Here is a 22,783-nt window from a genome sequence, read left to right as displayed (position 1 = left end):
CGTCGGATGGGCCCCCTGCGGGGCCCACTGCCAAAGCCCAGAGGCCCTGTGCACGTCAATGTGCCAGGGCCTTGAGTTTTTTCAGCACCTCTTCGGCCAGCAGGGCGTGGCCCCGGGGCGTGAAGTGAAAGTCGTCCGCATACAGAAAGCGATCGGCGGCGGCGGGCTGCACCAGGGTCTCGGCAGAGCAGAAGACGGCGCTGGGTGAGGGCGTGGTGTTGCTGCACGCAGGGGTCTGCACATCGATCAGGCCATAGGTGGCGGGCTGGGCCACGATGCGTTCACCCAGCGGGCCCCAGTCGACCCAGACCAGGCCGGGCGGCTGGCCCAGGGTTGCCTGCAGTCGCTGCTCGAAGCGCTGCGCCCAGGCGCGCACCTGGCGCCGCTGCTTCTCATCGAGCCAGCGCTGCGCAAAGGGGTTGCTGGAGAAGTCGAGGGCCAGCCCCAGCACCACCAGCGGCGCGCCATGTTGCAACAGGCGCTGCACCTCGGCTGCCAGATCGTCGGCCGCCTGCTCGACACCCGCCGTGGCCTGGGCCAGCGCCTCGCCTTCATCCTGCCCGGCTGGGCGCGACCAGAACGCGGCGTCGAACTGGGCGTAGAGGTCGTTGCCACCGGCGGCCAGCAGAACCAGTTCGTTGCTGCCCATCGGCCCCTGGGCCAGCCGGGCCGAGATCTGGGCCCGCACCGGTGTCACATCATCATTGCGGCCCAGGGCGCTCACACCGGGCAGCAGGGCCACACGGGCGCCGCCCTCGGCGTAGTCGTTGCCCCCCACCACCTGGGCCTGGGGGCCGTCTCCGACCAGGCGCCGGGGTTTCAGTGTCACCCCGTAGCGGGCCGCCACCACTTCGGCCCAGACCAGCCCTGGATTGACCGTGAACTTGCCCGGCTTGGCGGCCTCGCCAGTCAAGGGGCCATAGGTACCGACATCGCTGAGGCTGTCGCCGAACACGGTGACCTGTTGCACGTGCAGGCCTGGGGCGGTGGGGGCATCGCTGCCGCCGCAGCTGCTCAGCAGCAGGGCCAGTGAGAGCCAGAGGCTCAGGCGGGGTGGGGTGGGCGTCTTCATGGTGCTGCCTCCTGGAAAAAGAAAGCAGCCACTCTAGGAAGGCCCGGCGCTCAGCCGGACGAGCGCCGGCCGGATGGTTGGCTCGGGGGGCACCGGCGGTGCCGCAGCCCCTCGCAACAGCTCAGAACGACTCCCAATCGCCCTCGGAGCTCTGCGCCGGTGCGGCCGCGCTGAGGCGGGGTGCGGGGGCTGGCGCTGGCGTTGCTTTGACTGCAACGGCCGGTGCCGTGGCCGGCTTGCTGGGCAGGGCCTTGGCGGGGGAGGCGCTCACACGCGGGGCTGGTGCGGCACGGGCCGGGGCAGGGCGAGCTGTGGGGGCGAGGCGGGGGCGGGGGGCTGCGACCTCGCTGCCATGCACGCGGAAGCGAGCCACCACCTCGGTCAGGCGCATGGCCTGCTCGCGCAGGCTGTCGGCAGCGGCGGCCGATTGCTCGACCAGGGCCGAGTTCTGCTGCGTCATCTGGTCGAGCTGGTTGACGGCGGTGTTCACCTGGGCAATGCCCTGGCTTTGCTCCGAGGTGGCGGCGCGGATCTCGCCGATGATGTCGGTCACACGCTGCACGCTGGCCACGATCTCGGTCATCGTGTTGCCGGCATTGCCCACCAGGCGGGTGCCGCTTTCCACCTTCTCGACCGAGGCGCCGATCAGCGACTTGATCTCCTTGGCCGCTTCGGCGCTGCGGCCGGCCAGGCTGCGCACTTCGCCGGCCACCACGGCAAAGCCGCGGCCCTGCTCGCCAGCCCGGGCTGCTTCCACCGCGGCGTTCAGGGCCAGGATGTTGGTCTGGAAGGCGATGCCGTCGATCACGCCGATGATGTCGGAGATCTTCTTGCTGCTGGCGTTGATCTCTTCCATGGTCGACACCACCTCCGACACCACCTGGCCACCGCGCTGCGCCACTTCGGCGGCCGAGTTGGCCATCTGGTTGGCGGTCTGGGCCGAGTCCGAGGTCTGTTGCACCGTGCTGGTCAGCTCTTCCATGCTGCCGGCGGCGGCCTGCAGGTTGCTGGCGGTCTGTTCGGTGCGTTGCGACAGGTCGGTGTTGCCCTGGGCGATCTCGCTCGAGGCGGTGGCGATGCTGTCGGTGGCCGAGCGCACCTCGGTCACCAGCCGGCGCAGCGACACCACCATGTGCTCCAGCACGTCGAGCAGCGAGCCGGCGGGCGAGGGCGGGATCTTCACGTCCAGATTGCCTTCGGCCACTTCCGACATGGCCGCCATGGCCACGGTCGGGTCGCCGCCGATCTGCTGGATCACGGAGCGCGACACCAGCACGCCGATGCCCCCCACGGCCAGGATCACGAAGGCCACGATGCCCAGGTTGAACAACAGGGTGTCGCGCACCATCTGATCGACGTCGTCGGTGTACACCCCTGAGCCCACCATCCAGTTCCAGGGCTCCACGCGGATGGCATACAGGGTCTTGGGCACCAGGGTCTGCTGGCCCGGTCGCGCAAACTGGGTGGGCACGAAGGCTCGGCCGTCCTTGCTGGCGCGGATCGCGTCGGCCAGCAGCCTGATGATGTCGGTACCGGCACCGTCCTTGATCTGGCCGGCCATGTCCTTGCCTTCCCATTCGGGCTTGATCGGGTGCATCACCCCCTTGCCGTCCAGGGTCCAGATGTAGAAGTACTCGGTCTTGCCTTCAGGGCCGCCGTAGCGCGACACGCGCAGTGCGTTCTTGGCCGCGGTCTGGGCGTCCTCGACCGACAGGGCCCCGCTGGCGGCCTTGGCCTGGTAGGCCGCCACGATGCTGTAGGCCCCTTGCACGGCGGTGGTCAGCTGTTCCTGTCGGGCGTCGATGATCATGCGCCGCTGCTGCAGCAGCGAGCCGATGGCCAGCACCGCGATGGCCAGCAGGGCCATGGACATCAGCAGCAGGATCTTGGTTTTGAAACTGAGTTTGTTCATGGTGGAGTGGGCTGAAAAATGAGGGGGTGGATCGAGAGCGGTTTGCGGCCTGATGTACGCGCTTTACACACTGTTTCCTCTTATTTTCAATGGGAGATCCGGGGCAGGGGAGTCGGGTCGGGCCATTAAGTAAAGACCCTATGATCTGGGTCATGGGTTGGCTTGACCCGTGTTCGCTGTGCGGCCCAACACCGGGCCGCAGGGCGGCTTTCTTGCAGAGTTCGCAGATGGCACTCACGCTGGATCTGGCGTGGGGCGCCCGATGCCCCTGTCGCCCCCGGGGGGCATGGCCTCGACTTAAAATGACACCATGCTGCAGCAACGAACCCTCAAGACCCTGACCCGCGCCGTGGGCGTCGGCCTGCACAGCGGGCAACGGGTCGAACTGACCCTGAGGCCTGCACAGCCTGACACCGGCATCGTCTTTCGCCGCATCGATCTGCCCGAGCCGGTGGACATCCCGATCACCGCACAGGCGGTCACCGACACCCGGCTGGCCTCCACCATCTCGGCCGGTGGTGCCAAGGTGCACACGGTGGAGCACCTGATGTCGGCCTGCGCCGGCCTGGGCATCGACAACCTGTACGTGGACATCACCGCCGAAGAGGTGCCCATCCTCGACGGCTCCTCGGCCTCCTTCGTGTTTTTGCTGCAGAGTGCCGGCATCGAACTGCAGAAGGCGCCGCGCCGCTTCATCCGCGTCAAGCATCCGGTGGAAGTGCGCGAGGGTGAGGGCGCCCAGGCCAAATGGGCCCGCCTGACGCCTTACCACGGCTACAAGCTCAATTTCGAGATTGACTTCGGTCACCCCGCGGTGGACTCCACCGGCCAGTACGTGGCCTTTGACCTGGGCAGCGGCAACTACAGCCGCGACATCGCCCGGGCCCGCACCTTCGGCTTCACGCGCGACTTCGAGATGCTGCGCTCCAATGGCCTGGCCCTGGGCGGCGGTCTCGACAATGCCATCGTGATGGACGACTACAAGGTGCTCAACAGCGACGGCCTCCGTTACGACGACGAGTTCGTCAAGCACAAGATCCTCGACGCCATGGGCGATCTGTACCTGATCGGCAAACCCCTGCTGGCCGAGTACACCGCCTTCCGTTCGGGCCATGCCATGAACAACCGGCTGCTGCGCGAACTGCTGGCCCACCCCGAGTGCTGGGACATGGTCACCTTCGAGGACGAGCGCCAGGCCCCGGCCGGCTTCGCCCAGCCTGCCCGCGCCTGGTAGGCGCTTTTCCTCAGGCCTCCCTCATGCTGTTGTTTCGCTGGTTGGTGCTGATGCTGCTGTTGGGCGCGGCGGTGTGCTTCGCGTTTTACGCCGGCACAGGTCAGCTCCGCTTCAAGCGCTGGGGCTGGACCGTGCTCAAGTGGACGCTGATCGCGGCCTTTGTCTTTTTTGCGGTGCTGATCCTCGAGCGACTGGCCTGACGCCGACGCCCTGTGCCGCGTATACTTCGCGCTGCTCCGGGGTGCACCATGTGCTGAGACGGCGGCTGTTGGATCGAATCCAGCAGGCACGCTGAACCCGACGAACTTGATCCGGTTAATACCGGCGTAAGAAGAGCTGAACTTCCGGCCTCGAGCCCTCCCTGCGGAGGGCGGCGGGCCGCAACACCCCCGGCGAGGGGGCTCGGTTGCAGGGTTCACTCCGGGGCTTTCAGTCAGCCTGCCGGAAAGGACCCACACCATGAACGCTCCCGATCTCCAAGCCCGCGAGAAATTCGCCGAGTTGCTGTCGCTCACCCGCGAACCCTTCCCCGCCTCCACCAAGGTCTATGAGACCGGCGCCCTGCACCCGGATCTGCGCGTGCCCATGCGCCGCATCGACCTGAGCAATGGCGAGCAGGTCACGGTGTACGACACCTCGGGCCCCTACACCGAGCCCACTGCCGCCATCGATGTGCGCCGTGGCCTGCCCAGCGTGCGCGGCGACTGGATTGCCCGCCGGGGCGACACCGAGACCTACGAAGGCCGGGCCCGCGTGGCCCTGGACGACGGCCAGAAGGGCGACGCCGAGGATGCCCGCCTGCAGGCCCTGCGTGAAGAGGCGGCGGGCCTGCAGCGCCGCCCGATCCGGGCCAAGGCCGGCCGCAACGTGAGCCAGATGCATTACGCCCGCCGGGGCATCATCACGCCCGAGATGGAGTTTGTCGCCATCCGTGAGAACGGCCGCCGTGAATGGATGGCCCAGTACCTGGCCGACGAGGCGCGCGAAAAGCGCCTGCAGGGCAACCCCATGGGCGCGCTGATCCCGAAGATCATCACGCCGGAATTTGTGCGCGACGAGGTGGCCCGCGGCCGCGCCATCATCCCGGCCAACATCAACCACCCCGAGGTCGAGCCCATGGCCATCGGACGCAACTTCCTGGTCAAGATCAATGCCAACATCGGCAACTCGGCCGTCACCTCGAGCATCGAGGAAGAGGTTGAGAAACTCGTCTGGGCCATCCGCTGGGGCGCCGACAACGTGATGGACCTGTCCACCGGTCGCAACATCCACACCACGCGTGACTGGATCGTGCGCAACAGCCCGGTGCCCATCGGCACGGTGCCCATCTACCAGGCGCTGGAGAAGGTGGGCGGCGTGGCCGAAGACCTGACCTGGGAGATCTTCCGCGACACGCTGATCGAGCAGGCCGAGCAGGGTGTGGACTATTTCACCATCCACGCCGGCATCCGCCTGGCCCACATCCACCTGACGGCCAACCGCCGCACCGGCATCGTCTCGCGTGGGGGCTCGATCATGGCCAAGTGGTGCATCGCCCACCACAAGGAAAGCTTTCTGTACGAGCACTTCGAAGACATCTGCGACATCATGAAGGCCTACGACGTGAGCTTCTCGCTGGGCGACGGCCTGCGCCCGGGCTCGGGCTCGGACGCCAACGACGAAGCCCAGTTTGCCGAGCTGCACACCCTGGGCGAGCTGACCCAGGTGGCCTGGAAGCACGATGTGCAGACCATGATCGAAGGCCCCGGCCACGTGCCCATGCACATGATCCAGGCCAACATGACCGAGCAGCTCAAGCACTGCCACGAGGCCCCGTTCTACACCCTGGGCCCGTTGACCATCGACATCGCCCCGGGCTACGACCACATCGCCAGCGCCATCGGCGCGGCCATGATCGGCTGGATGGGCACGGCCATGCTGTGCTACGTCACGCCCAAGGAGCACCTGGGCCTGCCCGACCGTGAAGACGTCAAGCAGGGCATCATCGCCTACAAGATCGCGGCCCATGCAGCGGATGTGGCCAAGGGGCACCCGGGTTCACGAGCCCGCGACGATGCGCTGTCGCAGGCCCGCTTCGATTTCCGCTGGATGGACCAGTTCAACCTGAGCCTGGACCCCGACACGGCGCGCAACTTCCACGACGAGACCCTGCCCAAGGACTCGGCCAAGGTGGCCCACTTCTGTTCGATGTGCGGGCCCAAGTTCTGCTCGATGAAGATCACCCAGGAGGTGCGTGAATTCGCCGCCCAGGGCATGGCCGAGAAGTCCGACGAGTTCAAGCGCGGCGGGGGCGACCTGTACGTGCCGATCAAGCCGGTGGCCTGAGCGCGCAGGCCGCTGACCCCACGCCGGCCTGCCTGCCCGCAGGCCGGGTGAGGTGGCCCGTCGATGAACTCAGGTGCGCTGCAGGACGAGCCGGGTCAGGGGCATGGTGAGGGTTTCGGGCTCCACCGGATCGGGGTGGCCCTGCAGGTACACCATCAGGCGGCCACGCCGCAGCAGCACGTGGCTGACGGTCATGTCCCGGCCTTGCCATTCCACGCTGCTGCCCGGTTTGTACAGGGCCAGCCGGTAGGTCACCGGCGTCACGGGTGCCTCGGCGGTCGCCGCAACGCCCGTCACCGGGCTTGCCGGGGCCGCGCCGACAGCGGCGCAAGGAAGGGCTTCTTCGGCCGCGGGCAGCTCGAAAGCGTCGTCAAGGGTGGAGAACATGGGTGATCGGGGGCCGGTGCCGGCCGGCAGGAGAATCCCTGCCAGCGGTAGGTCGAGCGTAACCCACATGGGCCTGTCAAAACCGCCGAGCAGATGGCAAATGCCCCCCCAATTTGCGCCCCGGTTCAGGGCCTCAGTAGCTGCGCCCGCTTTTGTACATGGCGTGGGTCTTGCGTTGCAGGGTGCCGCCGGCCTCGGTCAGCCGACTCATGGCCTGGCCGGCATGGGCGTGGGTGATGGCCATGCCCAGAGCATCGGCGGCATCGGTGCCCGGCAAGCCGGGCAGGCGCAGCAGACGCCGCACCATCTCCTGCACTTGCGACTTCGCGGCCCGCCCATGACCGACCACCGCTTTTTTCATCTGCAAGGCGGTGTACTCCGCTACCGGCAGATCGCAGGACACCAGGGCCGTCACACAGGCGCCCCGGGCCTGGCCCAGCAGCAGGGTCGACTGGGGGTTGACGTTGACAAAGATGATCTCCACCGTGGCCACCTCGGGCTGGTAGCGGGCACTCACCTCACGGATGCCGTCGTACAGCACTTTCAGCCGCCCGGGCAGGTCGCCCAGGGCCAGGTGGGTGGTCTTGATGGTGCCGCTGGCCACGTAGCCCAGTTGTGAGCCCTGGACGTCGATCACGCCAAAGCCGGTGGTCTGCAGACCGGGGTCGATGCCAAGAATTCTCATGAGGCCGCCAGTGTAGAGGGTCTCACCCAGGCCTTGGCCGGCCGCGCTTTGCCAAGCGCTGACACAGGCTCGCGGAGGCGGTTCGACCACAGATTTACAATCGGAAACGAATTTCTGATGAGGCACCCTTCATGAACTTGAGAGCAGAGCGTGCGCGCTCTGACGCGCGCCAGGTCACGCCGCAGCAACGCCTGCTGCTGCGTCTGGCGGCCCGGCACCGCCTGCGCTCGGCGGTGCATGCGCGCGGGCGCTGCTTCTCATGCTCATTGGACCTGGCGCTGGACGCCCACAAGCGGGGCTTGGCCGTCACCCTGCTGCGCTGGCGGGTGGTGGGCGAGGACGATTTCGTGGACCACTGGGCCGTGCGTTTTGACGATGCACAGGCCCTGGACCTGAGCAGCGTGCAGTTCGACCCGGGCGGGCGGCTGCTGCAGCCGATCGGCTTGTACCCTGGGCAGTTCGTCGAGCGCCGTGAATACCCGGCCAGCCTGTTTCTGCCCACCTATGCCCGTGTGGCCCTGCATCGGCGGGGGCGCCTGCCCCTCAGCTTTCTCAGTGCGGTGTGCACGGCCATGTGGCGCCATGATCTTGGCGGTGCGTTGCGTCGTTTTGCGCTGCTGGACGCGGCCGGGGTGACTCTGCGTTACGCGGCGCGGCGTCTGGTGCTGGGCATCGAGCGTTGGCGCCGCGGCCTTGAACGCCGCGAGCGCCGGCTGCGCGGCGAACCGCCGACGGGTCAGACCATGTTGTGAGCGCCCCCTTCAGGGCAGGATCGAGTTGCCCATGCGGCCCTGGATCACGCTGCTGCGGCTGGCCAGGTAGGGCGAGTTGGGCAGTTGTTCAAAGTATTTGGGCCGCGGCAACATCACGGCCAGTCGGGCCGCCTCCGCAGCGTTCAATTTGGCTGCCGGCTTGCGGAAGTAGTGCTGGGCGGCGGCCTCGGCCCCAAACACCCCTTCACCCCATTCCACGCTGTTGAGGTAGATCTCCAGGATGCGCTGCTTGCTCAGAAAGGCCTCCAGCAGCAGCGTCAGCACCAGCTCCTGGGCCTTGCGCGGCAGGGTGCGCTCGCCCGAGAGCAGCAGGTTCTTGGCCAGTTGCTGGGTGATGGTGGAGCCGCCCACCACCTTGGGTGAGCGGGTCTTGCTGCCGTTGCCGGGGCGCAGGCCCTGCACGCGGGCCTCGGCCTGGGCGTTGCGTTTCCAGGCCTTCTGGATGGCCTCCCAGTCCACGCCATCGTGCTGGGTGAAGCCGTCGTCCTCCGAGGCAATCACCGCCCGCTTGAGGTGGTCCGAGATCTGGCCGTAGGGCACCCATTGCTGCTGCCAGCGCAGGTGCCCGGTCTCGCGCTGGATGCGCACCGCCTCGGAGCGCTGAAACGCGCTCGAGGCCGGGTCCAGCACGGCCAGCGTGGCCACCCGCAGCACAAAGAACAGCTCCAGTGCCAGCCAGGCCAGCAACAGACAGGCGCTCCAACGCAGCAGGGCTTTCATGGCCTGGCGGTCCGGCTCAGAGTTGCTGGCGCAGTTCGGCCAACACCTGGGCCGAGGGTGGGCGCACACCGCGCCACAGCGCAAAGGCCTCGGCCGCCTGTTCCACCAGCATGCCCAGGCCGTCGCGGCCCTGGGCCCCGTGGGCCTGTGCCCAGTCGAGAAAGCCCTGCGCGGCGGGCCCGTACATCATGTCCAGGGCCAGGCTGCCCGGGCGCAGCACGCTGGCCGGTACAGGCACCCCGGCGCCGCTCAGGCTGCTGGCGGTGGCATTGATCACCACGTCGAAGCTGCCCTGCAGGGCCTCCAGCGCCGGCGCATCCAGCGCCACGCCGTGGCTCTGCGCCAGCGCCTGGTGGCGGGCCACCAGGGCCGTGGCCTTGTCGTGGGTGCGGTTGACCACGGTCAGGCGGGCCGGGCCCGCCTCCAGCAAAGGCCCCAGCACCCCGGCCGCGGCACCACCGGCGCCGATCAGCAGCAGCGCCTTGCCCCGCAGCGGCACGCCGGCGTTGTTCTGCAGGTCGTTGACCAGGCCGATGCCGTCGCTGTTGTCGGCGTACAGGCCATCGGCGCGCAGGCTCAGCACATTGGCCGCACCGGCCAGCGCGGCCCGCGGGCTCCGCACCTTGGCCGCCTGGGCCGCCTCGAACTTGAAGGGCACGGTCACGTTGCAGCCTTTGCAGCCTTCGAGCTGCAGGCGGTGCAGGGTCTCGTGGAACTTGTCGAGCTCGACGAGCTGGCGCCCGTACTGCAGGCTCTGGCCGGTCAGCTCGGCAAAACGGGTGTGGATCCAGGGCGAGCGGCTGTGTTCAACCGGGTTGCCCAACACGCAATAGTGGTCTTGGCTCATGAAGAGGGCTGGCTGGGGCCTGGTGTGCAGGCCGGGTTTGTCTCGGTTTTGGCTTGGGGGCCTCGGAATTCAGGCGCGATTATCGGACGTTGGCTTCCAGGGTTTCATCGCGGGTGAAGCGAAAGCGCGACACCACCACGATCTGGTCGGCCTGGCGCCGCATGGCCGGGCTGAAGTTGCCAAAAGGCTCGGCCGAGCGGGCAATGGCCTCGGCACGCCGGTCCAGGGTGCGGTTGCCCGAGCTTTGCACGATCTCGGTGGACAGCAGGCGGCCGCTGGCGTTGATGGTCAGCGTCATGGTGAGTTCACCGTACAGCTTCTTGCCGTCTTTTTCGGGGAAGTTCTCGGTGCCCTTGTCTTCCACCTTGTGGCGCAGCTGGTCGTAGTAGGTGGCGTACACCTCTTCGCGGGTGGCCGGGCTGATGTAGCGCTTCTTGGGGCGCGCATTCTCTTCATTGATGCGCCGCTCGATCTCGGCCAGCAGCTTGAGCAACTGGCGGCGTTTTTCTTCCTGGGCCTGCTCCTGGGGCGTCAGGGTGCTGCGGTTCGGGTCCGGCCGGGGCAGGCTGGCAAGCTGCTGGTGCACGCTGGTCAGCATGCGGGCCTGCAGTTGCTCCAGCGCGGCCAGCTGGCGCTGGCTTTCCTCGAGGGTGTCGCCCACGCTGCTGAGCGCCGAGCTCGGCAAGGGCGAGGTGGCTCGGCCCCGGCTGGCCTCGCCCCCGCCGGCCAGGTTGGCCTGGGCGATGGCTGTGGGCCGCTCGGCCCGGGCATCCGACTTGGCGTTCACCAGAATCACCTCCAGCGGGGTGTCCTGGAACACCCGGTTGAAGGACTCGGGGTCGACGATGCGCAGCGTCAGCAGGCCGGCATGCACCAGCGCTGACACGGCCAGCGTGATCTGCAGGGTGCTGAGGTGGTGCAGGAAGGCGAGGGCGCGCACGGCTGGAGCGGGTCTGGATCAGGGCTTCAGGCGGGGCTCGCTTCACCCGCAGCGGGCTCTGCTTCGTTCACGTCCACCGCGATCGCGATCGGGCCGGCCACCGGCTCGTCGTCACCCTCGTCCTCGTCGGCACCGTCCAGCGGCAGCTCGGCGTCGAGGCGTTCCGCGATGGTGCCGCTGAGGTCGAGCGCGATCTCGTCGATCTCACCCAGCTTCACCCGCACCCGGGCGCCGCGCGGCAGGCCGCTCATGCCGTGGGCCGCCAGCACCAGGGGCAGGTCGTCGGCGCGCACCAGCACGCTGCCATTGGGGCCTTCCTTGAAGACTGCGGCGGTCAGCTCGGTGATGGCGTTCTGCTGCACGTACTTCAGCGTCCAGAAGCGCTCCATGCCGGCCTGGTAGCCGTTGTAGGCGCTGTAGGCCGCATCGAAGCCGCTGATGATCGAGAACAGTTCGGCATCCTTGGGCTTGAAGGGGGCCGCCAGGGCTGCCGTCTTGCCGTGGCGGGCACAGGCAATGATCTGCCACTGGTTGACCAGGTCGGTGTAGCGGCGCAGGGGCGAGGTGCTCCAGGCATAGGCCTTGACCCCGATGCCCGCGTGCGGCTGGGCCTTGGTGCCCATGCGCACCTTCACGCCCGGCGCCAGGCTGGCCTGGCTGCGGTAGATGCCGGGCACGCCGCATTCGGCCAGCCACAGGCCCCAGTGGCTGTTGGCCAGGATCATGGCCTCGGCCACGATCAGGTCGAGCGGGGCGCCACGCTGGCGCACGCTGATCTGCACAGTCTCCTGCCCGGTGGGTTCGGCGCCGTCGTTGCCGACCAGGCGGAAGTTGTAGTCGGGCCGGTTGAAGGTTTCGGGCTTGCCGCGCACCACCTCACGGCGGGCCTTCAGGGTTTTGGCCAGGCGCCACAGAAAGGCCATGGTGGCATGCGTCATGCCGCCGGGCAACTCGGTCTGGCCCGGGTTGTCGCTCTCCATCCAGGCTTCGGTGACCACCTTGTCGAGCTGGTCGTGGCGCAGGTTGGCCGCGATCGGCACGCGTTCGAGCTTGGTTTCGCTGGCCTGGATCTCCAGGCTGGCCTCGTCAAAACTCACGTACAGCGACACGGCCGGGCAAGCGCGGCCTTCGGCCAGGGTGTAGCGCTGCACCACCTCGTCGGGCAGCATGGTGATCTTGTAGCCCGGCATGTACACGGTGGACAGGCGGTTGCGGGCCACCTGGTCGATCGGGGTGCCGGTGTGCAGCGCCAGGCCGGGCGCCGCGATGTGCACGCCCAGGGTCACCGTGCCGCTGCCCAGGCCCTGAACCGACAGCGCATCGTCGATTTCGGTGGTCTGCGAGTCGTCGATCGAGTAGGCCTGCACATTCGCCAGCGGCAGCTCGTCGGTGATGTCGGGGGCCTGCAGGGGCGGAAAACCCGTGCCCTTGGGGAAGTTGTCGAACAGAAAGCGCTTCCAGTGGAACTGGTAGGCCGAATCGATGGCGCCGGCCTGGCGCAGCAGGTCCAGCGGGGCCGTCTGGGTGGCGCGCGAGGCCTCGACCACCGCCTTGTATTCAGGCGCGTTCTTGTCGGGGCGGAACAGGATCTTGTAGAGCTGATCACGGATCGGCTGCGGGCATTCGCCCCGGCCCAGCTCGGCGGCCCAGTCGGCGATCTGCTGCAGCAGCAGCTTTTTCTTTTCGATGGCGGCCAGCGCCTGCTGCACGATCTCGGCCGGGGCCTTTTTGTAGCGGCCCTTGCCGGCGCGGCGGAAGTAGTGCGGGGCCTCGTGCAGGCGGAACAGGGCCGCGGTCTGCTGCACCAGGGTGGCTTGTTCGCTGAAATAGTCGCGGGCCAGCTCGGCAAAGCCGAAGTCTTCTTCGGGCGCGAACTCCCAGGCCAGCTCCAGCTCGATGCCTTCGGCCGCGGCCTGGGCCTGGGCGATCAGCTCGGACGGGGCGGGCTTTTCAAATTTGAGCAGCAGGTTGGCGGCCTTGACCTTGACCCGCTTACCCGATTCCAGTTCCACCTGCAGGGAGCTATCGGCTTCCGACAGAATGCGTCCGGCCTGAAATTTGCCGGCTTCATCAAACAGTGCGTACATGCGGCGATTGTCCCCTAGACCAGATCCAGAAAACCCAGGACCTCATCGAGGTGGGCCGGAAAATCACTGAGCGCATGGTCGCCGCCCTCCAGCACCTGCAGGCGCGCATGGGCGTAGCGGGCGCTCATCTCGCGCCAGTCCAGCACCTCGTCGCCCTTGGCGATCAGGGCCAGTTCGGGGCCCGGGGCACAGCGGCCTTCCGTGGCCATGGCCCGCAATTCGTCGACAAAACGGGGCTCGAAATAGAAGCGCTGCTCGGGCTGGTGCCAGAAGGTCTGCTCGCCGATGTAGCGGGCCAGGTCACGCGCCGGGTCCACCGCCGGGTTGATCAGCACCGAGCGGCAGCCCGTCTGGCGCGCCACCCAGGAGGCGTAAAACCCGCCCAGCGACGAGCCCACCACCGCCATGCGGGCGTGGGGCCAGTCGCGCAGGCCTTCGCTCAGCAGCTCGGCGGCGGCGCGTGGCGAGGGCGGCAACTGGGGGCACCACCAGTGCGCCTGGGGGTGCCGTTCGGCCACCGCCGCGGCCATCTGCCGGGCCTTGGCCGATTGCGGGGAGGATCGGAAACCGTGCAGATACAGCAGATGGGTGGTGTGGGGCATGGTTGGGTCTGGCGCTGGGGCCGTCGGGCGGGCAGGTTGAAGTCTGAAGTTGGGGTTGCAGTTGAGGCCGGGGCCGGTCAACTGGCCCTAAACTGGCTGGCGTGGCCGGCGCTTGCCTGCCCGGCCCTGAAACGCCCCGATTCTTCTATTTTGCGACATGAGTGAGCCCCAGTCCGCTGCCCGCCCACCTGAGGCGGGGATCCTGCTGCCCCACGAGGCGGTGGCTGCCGCGCTGGCCTGGCCTCAGGCCCGCTGGGAGCAGGGCCTGGCCGAGACCCCCGAAGAGGGCGTGTTTGCCGCCGGGGTGCTGCTGGCCGAAATGCTCACCGGCACGGCCTCTGAGCAGCGCACAGCGGCACGTTCGCACGACGCACTGGAGCGGCGCTTCCAGGACCTGCCCGAGGACTGGGGGCGCAACCTGGACCCACCGTTGCAGGCCCAGATCACCCGGGCCCTGAACCCCGAGCCCGAGCTGCGCTTTGCCGAGGTCAGCGAGTTTCAGGCCGCCTTGTCGGCCTGGGCCGGCACGGCAGCGGCGCGAACCCTCGAAGCCCTGCTGGCGCGCATGCGCCGCCAGGGCGACTTTCCGGCCCTGGCCGATTCCATGGGGCGCATCCTGCAGGTGGCCGGCTCCGACGACCACAGCCTGGAAGACCTGGCGCGCGAGATCCTGCGCGACGTGGCCCTGACGCAGCAGCTGTTGCGGGTGGTCAACAGCGCGCAGTACGCCCAGGTCAGTGGCATGGTGACCACGGTGTCGCGCGCCGTGGGCCTGGTGGGCTTCAATGGCGTGCGCAACCTGGCCCTGAGCCTGAAACTGCTGGAGCGCATGCCCGATCAGGCGCATGCGGGGCAACTCAAGACCCAGTTTCTGCGTGCGCTGATGGCGGGCTCGCTGGCCAGCGAGCTGTGCGCCTCGCCGCACCTGCGCGAAGACGCCTTTTTGGCCGCACTGTTCCAGAACCTGGGCCGCATGCTGCTGGGCTATTACTTTCCGGCCGAGGCGGTGCAAATGGAGCGGGCCGTGGCCGAGGGGCGCTTTTCGGGCGGCGAGGTCACGGCGGCCCTTCATTACCTGGGCCTGAGCCTGGAGGACTTCGGCTGCGGCGTGGCCCGCAGCTGGGGCCTGCCCGCTGATCTGCTGTATTGCATGCGCCGACCCTTCGGGCGCCCACCGGCCCGCCGCCCGCAGGCCGGGCGCGAGTACCTGCGCTGGTTGGCCGTGGCCGCCAACGACCTCACCGCCGCCCTGACCGGCCCCGACACCATCGAGCCGGCGCAGCGCCTCAAGACCGTCACCGACCGCTATGCCCGGGTGCTGGGCCTGGCGGCCGAAGATTTCCAGGACGGCGTGATCCAGGCCCAGGCCCGTCTCAAGGGCATGGCCGATGCCCTGGGCTTTCCGGCCAGCCAGACGCGCAGCCTTACCCAAGCTGTACCGCAACCCGCACCCCAAGCTGTACCTCCGGCGGTAGCCCCCTCTTTGGCAACCCCGGCGGCCCCCGTGTCCGTGGCTGCACCGGCGCCTGCGCAGGCGGCCGCGCCAGCGCCCGTGGTCTCGGCGCCCAAGGCGGCCGCGGTGGCGGTACCTGGGGTGCGGCCACCCGCTGCCGAGCCAGCCCCGGCCGTCACCCATTCGCGGCCCGCACCCTTGGGGCCAGCCGCCGGGCCCTCGTCCACCCAGGCCCGCACGAGCCGCTTGGGCCGCCAGCATGAGGCCCTGCGCGCGCTAGAGCGCAGCCTGCAGTCCTGGCTGGACGAACCCGATGCGGCCCGCCAGGTGCCGTTGGCCGAGGGCTTGCGCAAGCTGGTCACCGGCCTGCATGGCGCGCTGGAGACCGATCGGGTGGTGTTCTGCCTGCGCGACCCCCAGGCCGCTGCCGTGTCGGCCCGCCTGGCCGTGGGCACGGGGGCGGCGCCGCTGCAAGCGGTTTTCCGCGTCGAGTTGGGGCCGGGGCAGGGCGGGGCGCTGGGCCAGGCCTGCCGCAGCGGCGAACTCGCGGTGGTGCCCGATGTGGCGTCTGACCCGTTGCTGCGCCGGCAATTGCCGGCCTGGTTGTGCGATCCCGCACCGCCCGCCGCCTATTGGCTGCTGCCCCTGCTGCACCGTGACCAGGTGTTCGCCCTGTTGTATGCCGACGCGGCCGAGCCCGGCACCTTGTTGATGGACCCGGGCTCGCGCGAGCTGCTGCGCCGGCTGGGCGGGCAACTGGTACAGCTGTTCCGCCTGCGCCAGGCCCGGCCCGACAAGGCGGCTTGAGCGACTCTTCTGCTGCGGTCTGCTGGGGTCTGCCGGTGCGCGCAGAAGCCGTGCCGGCCGGTCTGACTTGCCGCTGGGCCGATAATCGCGCCATGTCCGCCGTCTTTGAAAAGCCGTCCCTGCGCCAGCGTCTGATGCCCTTGTTCCAGGGCTTTGACGGGCCCTTGGCGTTTGCCGTCTTCCTGCTGGTGTGCGCTGGCCTGCTCACCATGTACTCCTCCGGCTATGACCATGGCACACGCTTTGTCGACCATGGGCGCAACATGATCCTGGCGGGCATGATCATGTTCGTGGTGGCCCAGGTGCCGCCCCAGCGTTTGATGACCTTCGCCGTGCCCCTGTATGTGTTGGGGGTGTCGCTGCTGGTGGCCGTGGCCTTGTTCGGCCTGACCAAGAAGGGCGCGCGGCGCTGGATCAACCTGGGGGTGGTCATCCAGCCCAGCGAAATCCTCAAGATCGCCATGCCGCTGATGCTGGCCTGGTGGTTCCAGCGCCGCGAGGGGCAGTTGCGCCCCCTTGATTTTCTGGTGGCCGGGCTGCTGCTGGTGCTGCCGGTGGGCCTGATCATGAAGCAGCCCGACCTGGGCACCTCGCTGCTGGTGCTGGCGGCGGGCCTGTCGGTGATCTTCTTTGCCGGCCTCAGCTGGCGCCTGATCCTGCCGCCGGTGCTGCTGGGGGTGATCGGCGTGGCCCTGGTCGTGTGGTTCGAGCCCCGGCTGTGCGCCGATGGGGTGCGCTGGCCGGTGCTGCACGACTACCAGCAGCAGCGCATCTGCACCTTGCTCGACCCCTCGCGCGACCCGCTGGGCAAGGGCTTTCACATCATCCAGGGCATGATCGCCATCGGCTCGGGCGGCGTGTTCGGCAAAGGCTTCATGGCCGGCACCCAGACCCACCTGGAGTTCATCCCCGAGCGCACCACCGACTTCATTTTTGCCGCCTTCTCGGAGGAGTTCGGCCTGATCGGCAACCTGTGCCTGATCGTGTCGTTTCTGTTCCTGGTCGGGCGTGGCCTGATGATCGCGCTGGAGGCGCCCACCCTGTTCTCGCGCCTGCTGGCCGGGGCCGTGTGCTGCATCTTCTTCACCTACGCCTTTGTGAACATGGGCATGGTGAGCGGCATCCTGCCCGTGGTGGGGGTGCCGCTGCCCTTCATCAGCTATGGGGGCACGGCCATGGTCACGCTGGGCATGGGGCTGGGGATTCTGATGTCGGTGGCCCGGGCCAAGCGGCTGGTGCCCACTTGAATCCGGGGGCTCTGGCCCCCCACTCGGATGGGGCGCCGGGCGCGCCCTAAAATGGCCGCATGATTTCACGCGAACCCACTCTCGAGCGCCTGGCCATTGCCCGGCAATTGCTGCTTGAACCCTTTGGTCTGGACGAGACCCACCTGACGAAGGCGCTCAACGAGATCCGGGCGCACCGGGTGGATGACGCGGATCTTTACTTCCAATACACCCGGGCCGAGGGCTGGAGCCTGGAAGAGGGCATCGTCAAGACGGGTTCCTTCAGCATCGACCAGGGCGTGGGCGTGCGGGCCGTGAGCGGCGAGAAAACCGCCTTTGCCTATTCCGACGACATTTCGCTGGCCTCGCTGCTGGATGCGGCGCACACGGTGCGCACCATCTCGGGCCAGGGCGGCAACGCCCGCGTGCGGGCCGTGACGCGCAAGGTGGCGCCCAGCCGCTCGCTGTACCCCGGGCTGGACCCGATCGCCACGCTGGACAGCACCGCCAAGGTGCGCCTGCTGGAAAAGGTCGAGCAGCGTGCCCGTGCCCGCGATCCGCGCGTGGTGCAGGTGATGGCCGGCCTGGCCGGTGAGTACGACGTGGTGCTGATCGCCCGTGCCGACGGCACCCTGGCGGCCGATGTGCGCCCGCTGGTGCGCCTGTCGGTCACCGTGATCGCCGAACACAACGGCCGCCGCGAGGTGGGCTCGGGTGGCGGCGGTGGCCGCTTCGGCATGGCGTATTTCGACGACGCCGTGATCGACACCTATGTGAACGACGCAGTGAATGCCGCCCTCACCAACCTTGAAGCGCGTCCGGCCCCGGCCGGCGAACTGACCGTGGTGCTGGGCCCGGGCTGGCCCGGCGTGCTGCTGCACGAAGCCATCGGCCACGGCCTGGAGGGCGACTTCAACCGCAAGGGTTCGAGCGCCTTCACCGGCCGCATCGGCCAGCGCGTGGCCGCCAAGGGCGTCACGGTGCTGGACGACGGCACCATTGCCGACCGCCGCGGCTCGCTCAACGTGGACGACGAGGGCCACGCCACCCAGCGCAATGTGCTGATCGAGGACGGCATCTTGAAGGGCTACATCCAGGACTCGATGAACGCCCGCCTGATGGGCGTGAAGCCCACGGGCAACGGCCGCCGCGAAAGCTACGCCCACGTGCCCATGCCGCGCATGACCAACACCTACATGCTGGGCGGCGACAAGAGCCCCGAGGAAATCGTGGCCAGCATCAAGAAAGGCCTGTACGCCACCAACTTCGGCGGCGGCCAGGTGGACATCACCTCGGGCAAGTTCGTGTTCTCGGCCAGCGAAGCCTACTGGGTGGAAAACGGCAAGATCCAATACCCCGTCAAGGGCGCCACCCTGGTCGGCAGCGGCCCAGAGGCCCTGAAGCGCGTCACCATGATCGGCAACGACATGCGCCTGGACAGCGGCGTGGGCACCTGTGGCAAAGAGGGCCAGAGCGTGCCTGTGGGCGTGGGCCAGCCCACCCTGCGCATCGACGGCATGACGGTGGGCGGCACCGCCTGAGCGGGCGTTTCTGAACCGGGCCGGGGCCCAAGCCCGGCCCAGGAAGCCCCTCAGGGCAGGGCAAAGGCCATCACGTAGTCCCCCAGGCGCTTGGAATAGGCGGCTCCGCCGGCCGTCACCACGATGTACTGCTTGCCGGTCTTGGGCGACACATAGCTCATGGGCGTGGCGCTGCTGCCCACGGGCAGCGGGTGCTTCCAGACCTCGGCCCCCGTCTGGGCGTCGTAGGCGCGCAGGTAGAAATCCTGGCTGCCCGAGAAGAACACCAGCCCCCCCCGCCGTGCTCAGCGTGCCCGCATAGCTGGGCATGCCGATCGGCATGGGCAGGCCCAACCGCAACCCCAGGGGGCCCGTTTCCTGGGCGGTACCGACGGGCACCTGCCAGGCCATGCGGCGGGTCTTCAAGTCGATGGCCGTCAGGGTGCCGAAGGGCGGTTGCACGCACGGCACCCCCAGCTTGGACAACCAGATCGTGGTGTAGATGCCGTAGGGCGTGCCCAGTTGGGCCGAGGGCCCATGGCCGTCGCTCACCGGTGGGTGGGTTTTTGAGAACTCGGCATAGTCGGCGCGCGGCACCAGCTGGAACACGCTGGGCACCCGGATGTCATTGAGGAACACCCGCTGGTTGTGCGGGTCCACCGACACGCTGCCCCAGTTCATGCCGCCCACATTGCCCGGCTGCTGGATCGCGCGCTGCAGGCCGGGTGGCGTGAAGTCGCCGTCATAGCGCATCTGGCGGTACTCGATCCGGCACAGCAACTGGTCGAACATCGTCATGCCCCACATCCGGCTTTCGCTGAGGTGTTCGGCCCCGATGGTGGGCATGCCCACCGAGTAGGGTTGCGTGGCCGACAGCGCCTCTTCGGGCACGGCGCCGTTCTGCGGCACGGGTTTTTCGGCCACCTCGGCCAGGGGCTGGCCGGTGGCGCGATTCAGCAAAAACACCTGCCCCCGCTTGGTGGTCTGCAGCACCGCGGGCACGCGGCCGCCCTGGCCGTCGGGCAGATCGATCAGGGCCGGCTGCGAGGGCAGGTCGTAGTCCCAGATGTCGTGGTGCACGGTTTGAAAGTTCCAGCGCGGCCGCCCGGTGCGGATGTCCAGGGCCACCAGCGACGAGTTGTACTCGTCCGAGTGGGGCGGGCGGTCGCGCCCGAAGTAGTCGGGCGTGGCATTGCCCAGGGGCGCATAGACCAGGCCCAACTCGTCGTCGTAGGCCGCGGTGCTCCACATGTTGGGCGTGCCCGGGGTGTAGGTCTGGCCCTCGGGGGGCTCGCGGGTGGTGGCCGGGTGGCCCAGGTCCCAGGCCCACACCAGCTCCCCGGTGCGGGCGCTGAAGGCGCGGATCACGCCCGAGGGCTCGCCGCGCATCTGGTTGTCCACCACCCAGCCGCCCACCACGATCAGGTCGCGTGCCACCAGCGGGGCCGAGGTCTGGAAGTAGAAGCCCGGCCGCACCGGGCCCATGCCTTGCGCCAGCGACACGGTGCCGTGTTGCCCGAAGCCTTCGCAAGGCTGGCCGCTGTGGGCGTCCAGCGCGATCAGGCGGGCGTCCATGGTGGTCTGCACGATGCGCTCACGGCAGCCGCTGGCGGTGCCTTCAGGGCTGGGCTCAGTGTCGTGCCAGTAGCCCAGGCCGCGACAGCGTTGCCAGAAAGGGGCGCTGGCCTGGGGGTCGAACACCCAGCGCTGCTGGCCGGTGTCGGCGTCCAGCGCGATCACCCGGTCGCGGCGGGTGCAGCTGTAGAGCAGCCCGCCGATCTGCAGCGGGGTGTTCTGGTCCACCCCGGGCTGGGTGTCGCCGCTGCGGTAGGTCCAGGCGGCTTGCAGGCGGTGCACGGTGTCACGGTTGATCTGGTCGAAGGGGGCATCGCGACGCCCCTCGGGTGTGCGACCGTAGGCGTGCCAATCAGCCGGCCGGTTGTCGCCGTGCGGTGCCTCGTAGGCCAGGGTCGCATCGGGCTGCACCACGCCATGCGGTACAAAGGCCAGCGCCAGCCCCAGCACAAAAGCCAGCCCGAAAATCAGGCCGGCCCGCACCGTTCCTCGGCCACCGGACCCGTCGGCCGGGCGGGGCGACAGCAGCAGCGACACGGTGGCCAGGGCCAGCGGTGCCATCAGCCGCGGGAACAGGGCCCAGAAGTCGAAGCCGCTCTCCCACAGCGCCCAGGGCACGCTCAGCAGTGCCAGGGCCGCCACCCACCAGGCCCCGCTGGCCCGCTGGCGCGCCATCAGGCCGGCCGCGCCCACCAGCACGAGGCCGGCTGCCAGGTAATAGGGTGAGCCGCCCAGCCAGAGCAGATACCCGCCCCCCACGCTCAAACCCAGCCCCATCAAGGCCATGAGCCAGGCCCAGGTGCGTGCGATCAGCCTCATGTTGTGCTCCTTCAGCAAGGTGAAACCCCATTTTTTGGAGCACATCCGGCCAAGGGGAGGGCATTGTGCGGCTGCCCGGCCAGGCGGTCGGGATGGGCTGCGCAAGGGCGGGCAAGGCCCCAGGCCTGCTCTGCCCGGGGCTTTCGTGCGGGGGGGACGAACGGTTTCCTCTACCGCTGACCCCCCTGGCTACATAAAAAAGCAATTTTTTTTGCGCTGTTGCCAATACCGGTTCCAAGGGCGTTTTTGCGTGTTTTTGAGGCAAAAAATCATTTCAAGCGCGCCAATTGCGCGCAATGCGCACGCCGGAGCGCATGGCGCGCAAAAAAACCGATGTGGTGTGTGAGCGACAGACGGCAACTTCGCCCGCCGCTGTGCTAAATTGCCTGCCATGCAAGTTCGCGCAGCCTTTTATTTTTACTTTTGGTTCTCTGTCCCCGGCGGACGAGAGGCGAGCGCGTAAGCACCCGAACACCCTCCCAGGAACCGCCGAAGCTGAAAAGCCCGGCGGTTTTTTTCTGCCCGACCGAAAACTGATTCCAACCTGTTTCAAATCCAAAGGAGCCCCACCATGAACAAGCCCAGCACCAAGGCCGATGCCTGGTACGCGAATGTCGACAAGACCAGCCAGACCGACGACAAACGCATCAAGGACATCACCGTGCTTCCGCCTCCCGAACATCTGATCCGCTTCTTCCCCATCCACGGCACGCAGGTCGAGTCGCTGATCACCGAAACCCGCCACAACATCCACAACATCATGGCCGGCAAGGACGACCGCCTGCTGGTGGTGATCGGCCCCTGCTCCATCCACGACCCGGCCGCCGCGGTGGAATACGCCCGCCGCCTCAAGGTGGAGCGTGAAAAATACGCCGACACGCTCGAGATCGTGATGCGCGTCTACTTCGAGAAGCCCCGCACCACCGTCGGCTGGAAGGGCCTGATCAACGACCCCTACCTCGATGAGAGCTACCGCATCGACGAAGGCCTGCGCATCGCCCGCCAGCTGCTGATCGAGATCAACCGCCTGGGCCTGCCGGCCGGCAGCGAGTTCCTCGACGTGATCTCGCCCCAGTACATCGGCGACCTGATCAGCTGGGGCGCCATCGGGGCCCGCACCACCGAAAGCCAGGTGCACCGCGAGCTGGCCTCGGGCATCTCGGCCCCGATCGGCTTCAAGAACGGCACCGACGGCAATATCCGCATCGCCACCGACGCCATCCAGGCGGCGGCCCGTGGCCACCACTTCCTGTCGGTGCACAAGAACGGCCAGGTCGCCATCGTGCAGACCCAGGGCAACAAGGACTGCCACGTGATCCTGCGCGGCGGCAAGACCCCCAACTACGACGCCGACAGCGTGGCCGCTGCCTGCAAGGAGCTGGAAGCCTCCAAGCTGCCCGCCACCCTGATGGTGGACTGCAGCCACGCCAACAGCAGCAAGCAGCACCAGCGTCAGATCGACGTGGCGCGCGACATCGCCACCCAGATCGAAGGCGGCTCGCACCAGGTGTTCGGCCTGATGGTGGAAAGCCACCTGCATGCCGGCGCCCAGAAGTTCACCCCGGGCAAGGACCAGGTCGCTGACCTGGAATACGGCAAGAGCATCACCGACGCCTGCCTGGGCTGGGACGACTCGGCCGACGTGCTGGCCGTGTTGTCTGAGGCCGTCAAGGCCCGCCGCGCCCGCAAGGCCTGAGCCCTGCCGCGATCCTGACAAAGCACCTCTGGGTGCTTGTCACCCCAAGAGCGCCCCGGTGGCGCTCTTTCTGCGTCTGCGGCCCGTGGCATTGCTTTGTATA

18 protein-coding genes, 1 pseudogene and 1 riboswitch are annotated in these 22,783 nt (G+C 68.1%); of the genes and pseudogenes, 8 read left to right on the top strand and 11 right to left on the bottom strand.

Annotated elements, in window-relative coordinates:
* Nucleotides 1-55: 55 nt before the first annotated feature.
* Both F624_RS0109665 and F624_RS0109660 read right to left on the bottom strand, forming a co-directional pair.
* Nucleotides 56-1,072: an SGNH/GDSL hydrolase family protein gene (locus tag F624_RS0109665; protein ID WP_019574095.1), complete on the bottom strand. Its 1,017-nt coding sequence runs from the start codon at nucleotides 1,070-1,072 to the stop codon at nucleotides 56-58.
* 121 nt (nucleotides 1,073-1,193) lie between these two features.
* Nucleotides 1,194-2,984 (bottom strand): methyl-accepting chemotaxis protein, encoded by a 1,791-nt coding sequence (locus F624_RS0109660; protein WP_019574094.1) that lies wholly within the window; start codon nucleotides 2,982-2,984, stop codon nucleotides 1,194-1,196.
* Nucleotides 2,985-3,294: 310 nt separating this feature from the next.
* Here F624_RS0109660 and lpxC point away from each other — a divergent pair, with 310 nt between their 5' ends.
* The 3 genes from lpxC to thiC all read left to right on the top strand — a co-directional run bounded on the left by lpxC (nucleotide 3,295) and on the right by thiC (nucleotide 6,543).
* Entirely contained in the window at nucleotides 3,295-4,218 is a 924-nt protein-coding gene (gene lpxC / locus F624_RS0109655; RefSeq protein WP_019574093.1) for a UDP-3-O-acyl-N-acetylglucosamine deacetylase, read from the top strand.
* Nucleotides 4,219-4,241: 23 nt separating this feature from the next.
* Nucleotides 4,242-4,418, top strand: coding sequence for a hypothetical protein (locus F624_RS35340; protein WP_019574092.1), 177 nt, complete (start codon nucleotides 4,242-4,244; stop codon nucleotides 4,416-4,418).
* A 27-nt stretch (nucleotides 4,419-4,445) separates the two neighbouring features.
* Nucleotides 4,446-4,568, top strand: a riboswitch (TPP riboswitch).
* A 109-nt stretch (nucleotides 4,569-4,677) separates the two neighbouring features.
* Complete coding sequence (thiC, locus tag F624_RS0109645) at nucleotides 4,678-6,543, top strand: phosphomethylpyrimidine synthase ThiC (RefSeq protein ID WP_019574091.1); 1,866 nt, start codon at nucleotides 4,678-4,680, stop codon at nucleotides 6,541-6,543.
* A 69-nt stretch (nucleotides 6,544-6,612) separates the two neighbouring features.
* On the opposite strand, the gene F624_RS35745 is transcribed toward thiC, so the two are convergent.
* Nucleotides 6,613-6,930: a hypothetical protein gene (locus F624_RS35745; protein ID WP_019574090.1), complete on the bottom strand. Its 318-nt coding sequence runs from the start codon at nucleotides 6,928-6,930 to the stop codon at nucleotides 6,613-6,615.
* A gap of 133 nt (nucleotides 6,931-7,063) precedes the next feature.
* Nucleotides 7,064-7,615 (bottom strand): crossover junction endodeoxyribonuclease RuvC, encoded by a 552-nt coding sequence (gene ruvC, locus F624_RS0109635; RefSeq protein ID WP_027476225.1) that lies wholly within the window; start codon nucleotides 7,613-7,615, stop codon nucleotides 7,064-7,066.
* A 131-nt stretch (nucleotides 7,616-7,746) separates the two neighbouring features.
* Here ruvC and F624_RS0109630 point away from each other — a divergent pair, with 131 nt between their 5' ends.
* The gene (locus tag F624_RS0109630; protein ID WP_019574088.1) at nucleotides 7,747-8,367 is read left to right on the top strand and encodes a hypothetical protein; all 621 of its coding nucleotides are present in this window, start codon (nucleotides 7,747-7,749) and stop codon (nucleotides 8,365-8,367) included.
* A gap of 9 nt (nucleotides 8,368-8,376) precedes the next feature.
* Here the strand turns inward: F624_RS0109630 and mtgA are convergent, their stop codons facing one another.
* From mtgA to F624_RS0109605, 5 genes are all read right to left on the bottom strand, one after another.
* The gene (gene mtgA, locus F624_RS0109625; protein WP_019574087.1) at nucleotides 8,377-9,108 is read right to left on the bottom strand and encodes a monofunctional biosynthetic peptidoglycan transglycosylase; all 732 of its coding nucleotides are present in this window, start codon (nucleotides 9,106-9,108) and stop codon (nucleotides 8,377-8,379) included.
* Nucleotides 9,109-9,124: 16 nt separating this feature from the next.
* Nucleotides 9,125-9,955: a shikimate dehydrogenase gene (gene aroE, locus F624_RS0109620; RefSeq protein WP_031254605.1), complete on the bottom strand. Its 831-nt coding sequence runs from the start codon at nucleotides 9,953-9,955 to the stop codon at nucleotides 9,125-9,127.
* A 79-nt stretch (nucleotides 9,956-10,034) separates the two neighbouring features.
* Complete coding sequence (locus tag F624_RS0109615) at nucleotides 10,035-10,895, bottom strand: energy transducer TonB (RefSeq protein WP_019574085.1); 861 nt, start codon at nucleotides 10,893-10,895, stop codon at nucleotides 10,035-10,037.
* A 26-nt stretch (nucleotides 10,896-10,921) separates the two neighbouring features.
* A complete protein-coding gene (locus F624_RS0109610; protein WP_019574084.1) occupies nucleotides 10,922-12,982 on the bottom strand; it encodes a ribonuclease catalytic domain-containing protein in 2,061 nt (686 codons plus the stop codon).
* 14 nt (nucleotides 12,983-12,996) lie between these two features.
* Nucleotides 12,997-13,584, bottom strand: coding sequence for a YqiA/YcfP family alpha/beta fold hydrolase (locus F624_RS0109605; protein ID WP_019574083.1), 588 nt, complete (start codon nucleotides 13,582-13,584; stop codon nucleotides 12,997-12,999).
* A 157-nt stretch (nucleotides 13,585-13,741) separates the two neighbouring features.
* Here F624_RS0109605 and F624_RS32405 point away from each other — a divergent pair, with 157 nt between their 5' ends.
* The 3 genes from F624_RS32405 (at nucleotide 13,742) to tldD (ending at nucleotide 18,611) form a co-directional block, all read left to right on the top strand.
* Entirely contained in the window at nucleotides 13,742-15,844 is a 2,103-nt protein-coding gene (locus F624_RS32405; RefSeq protein WP_019574082.1) for an HDOD domain-containing protein, read from the top strand.
* Nucleotides 15,845-15,936: 92 nt separating this feature from the next.
* Nucleotides 15,937-17,091 carry a rod shape-determining protein RodA gene (gene rodA / locus F624_RS0109595; protein ID WP_019574081.1) on the top strand — a complete coding sequence of 385 codons (1,155 nt, stop codon included), beginning with the start codon at nucleotides 15,937-15,939 and terminating at the stop codon, nucleotides 17,089-17,091.
* 59 nt (nucleotides 17,092-17,150) lie between these two features.
* On the top strand, nucleotides 17,151-18,611 hold the full coding sequence (tldD, locus tag F624_RS0109590; RefSeq protein ID WP_019574080.1) for a metalloprotease TldD: 1,461 nt from the start codon (nucleotides 17,151-17,153) through the stop codon (nucleotides 18,609-18,611).
* Nucleotides 18,612-18,661: 50 nt separating this feature from the next.
* Here the strand turns inward: tldD and F624_RS35740 are convergent, their stop codons facing one another.
* Nucleotides 18,662-18,877: a PQQ-binding-like beta-propeller repeat protein gene (locus F624_RS35740; RefSeq protein ID WP_019574079.1), complete on the bottom strand. Its 216-nt coding sequence runs from the start codon at nucleotides 18,875-18,877 to the stop codon at nucleotides 18,662-18,664.
* 61 nt (nucleotides 18,878-18,938) lie between these two features.
* Nucleotides 18,939-20,942, bottom strand: a pseudogene (locus tag F624_RS32400) (outer membrane protein assembly factor BamB family protein); the annotation flags it as partial.
* Between the two features lie 613 nt (nucleotides 20,943-21,555).
* Between F624_RS32400 and F624_RS0109580 the strand changes: the two are divergent.
* Nucleotides 21,556-22,680: a 3-deoxy-7-phosphoheptulonate synthase gene (locus tag F624_RS0109580; protein WP_019574076.1), complete on the top strand. Its 1,125-nt coding sequence runs from the start codon at nucleotides 21,556-21,558 to the stop codon at nucleotides 22,678-22,680.
* Nucleotides 22,681-22,783 lie beyond the last annotated feature (103 nt).

Source organism: Curvibacter lanceolatus ATCC 14669 (assembly GCF_000381265.1).
In the GTDB taxonomy this organism is placed as follows: domain Bacteria; phylum Pseudomonadota; class Gammaproteobacteria; order Burkholderiales; family Burkholderiaceae_C; genus Curvibacter; species Curvibacter lanceolatus.
Note: the sequence above shows the minus strand (reverse complement) of the source record. Positions and strands in the feature narration are given on the sequence as shown.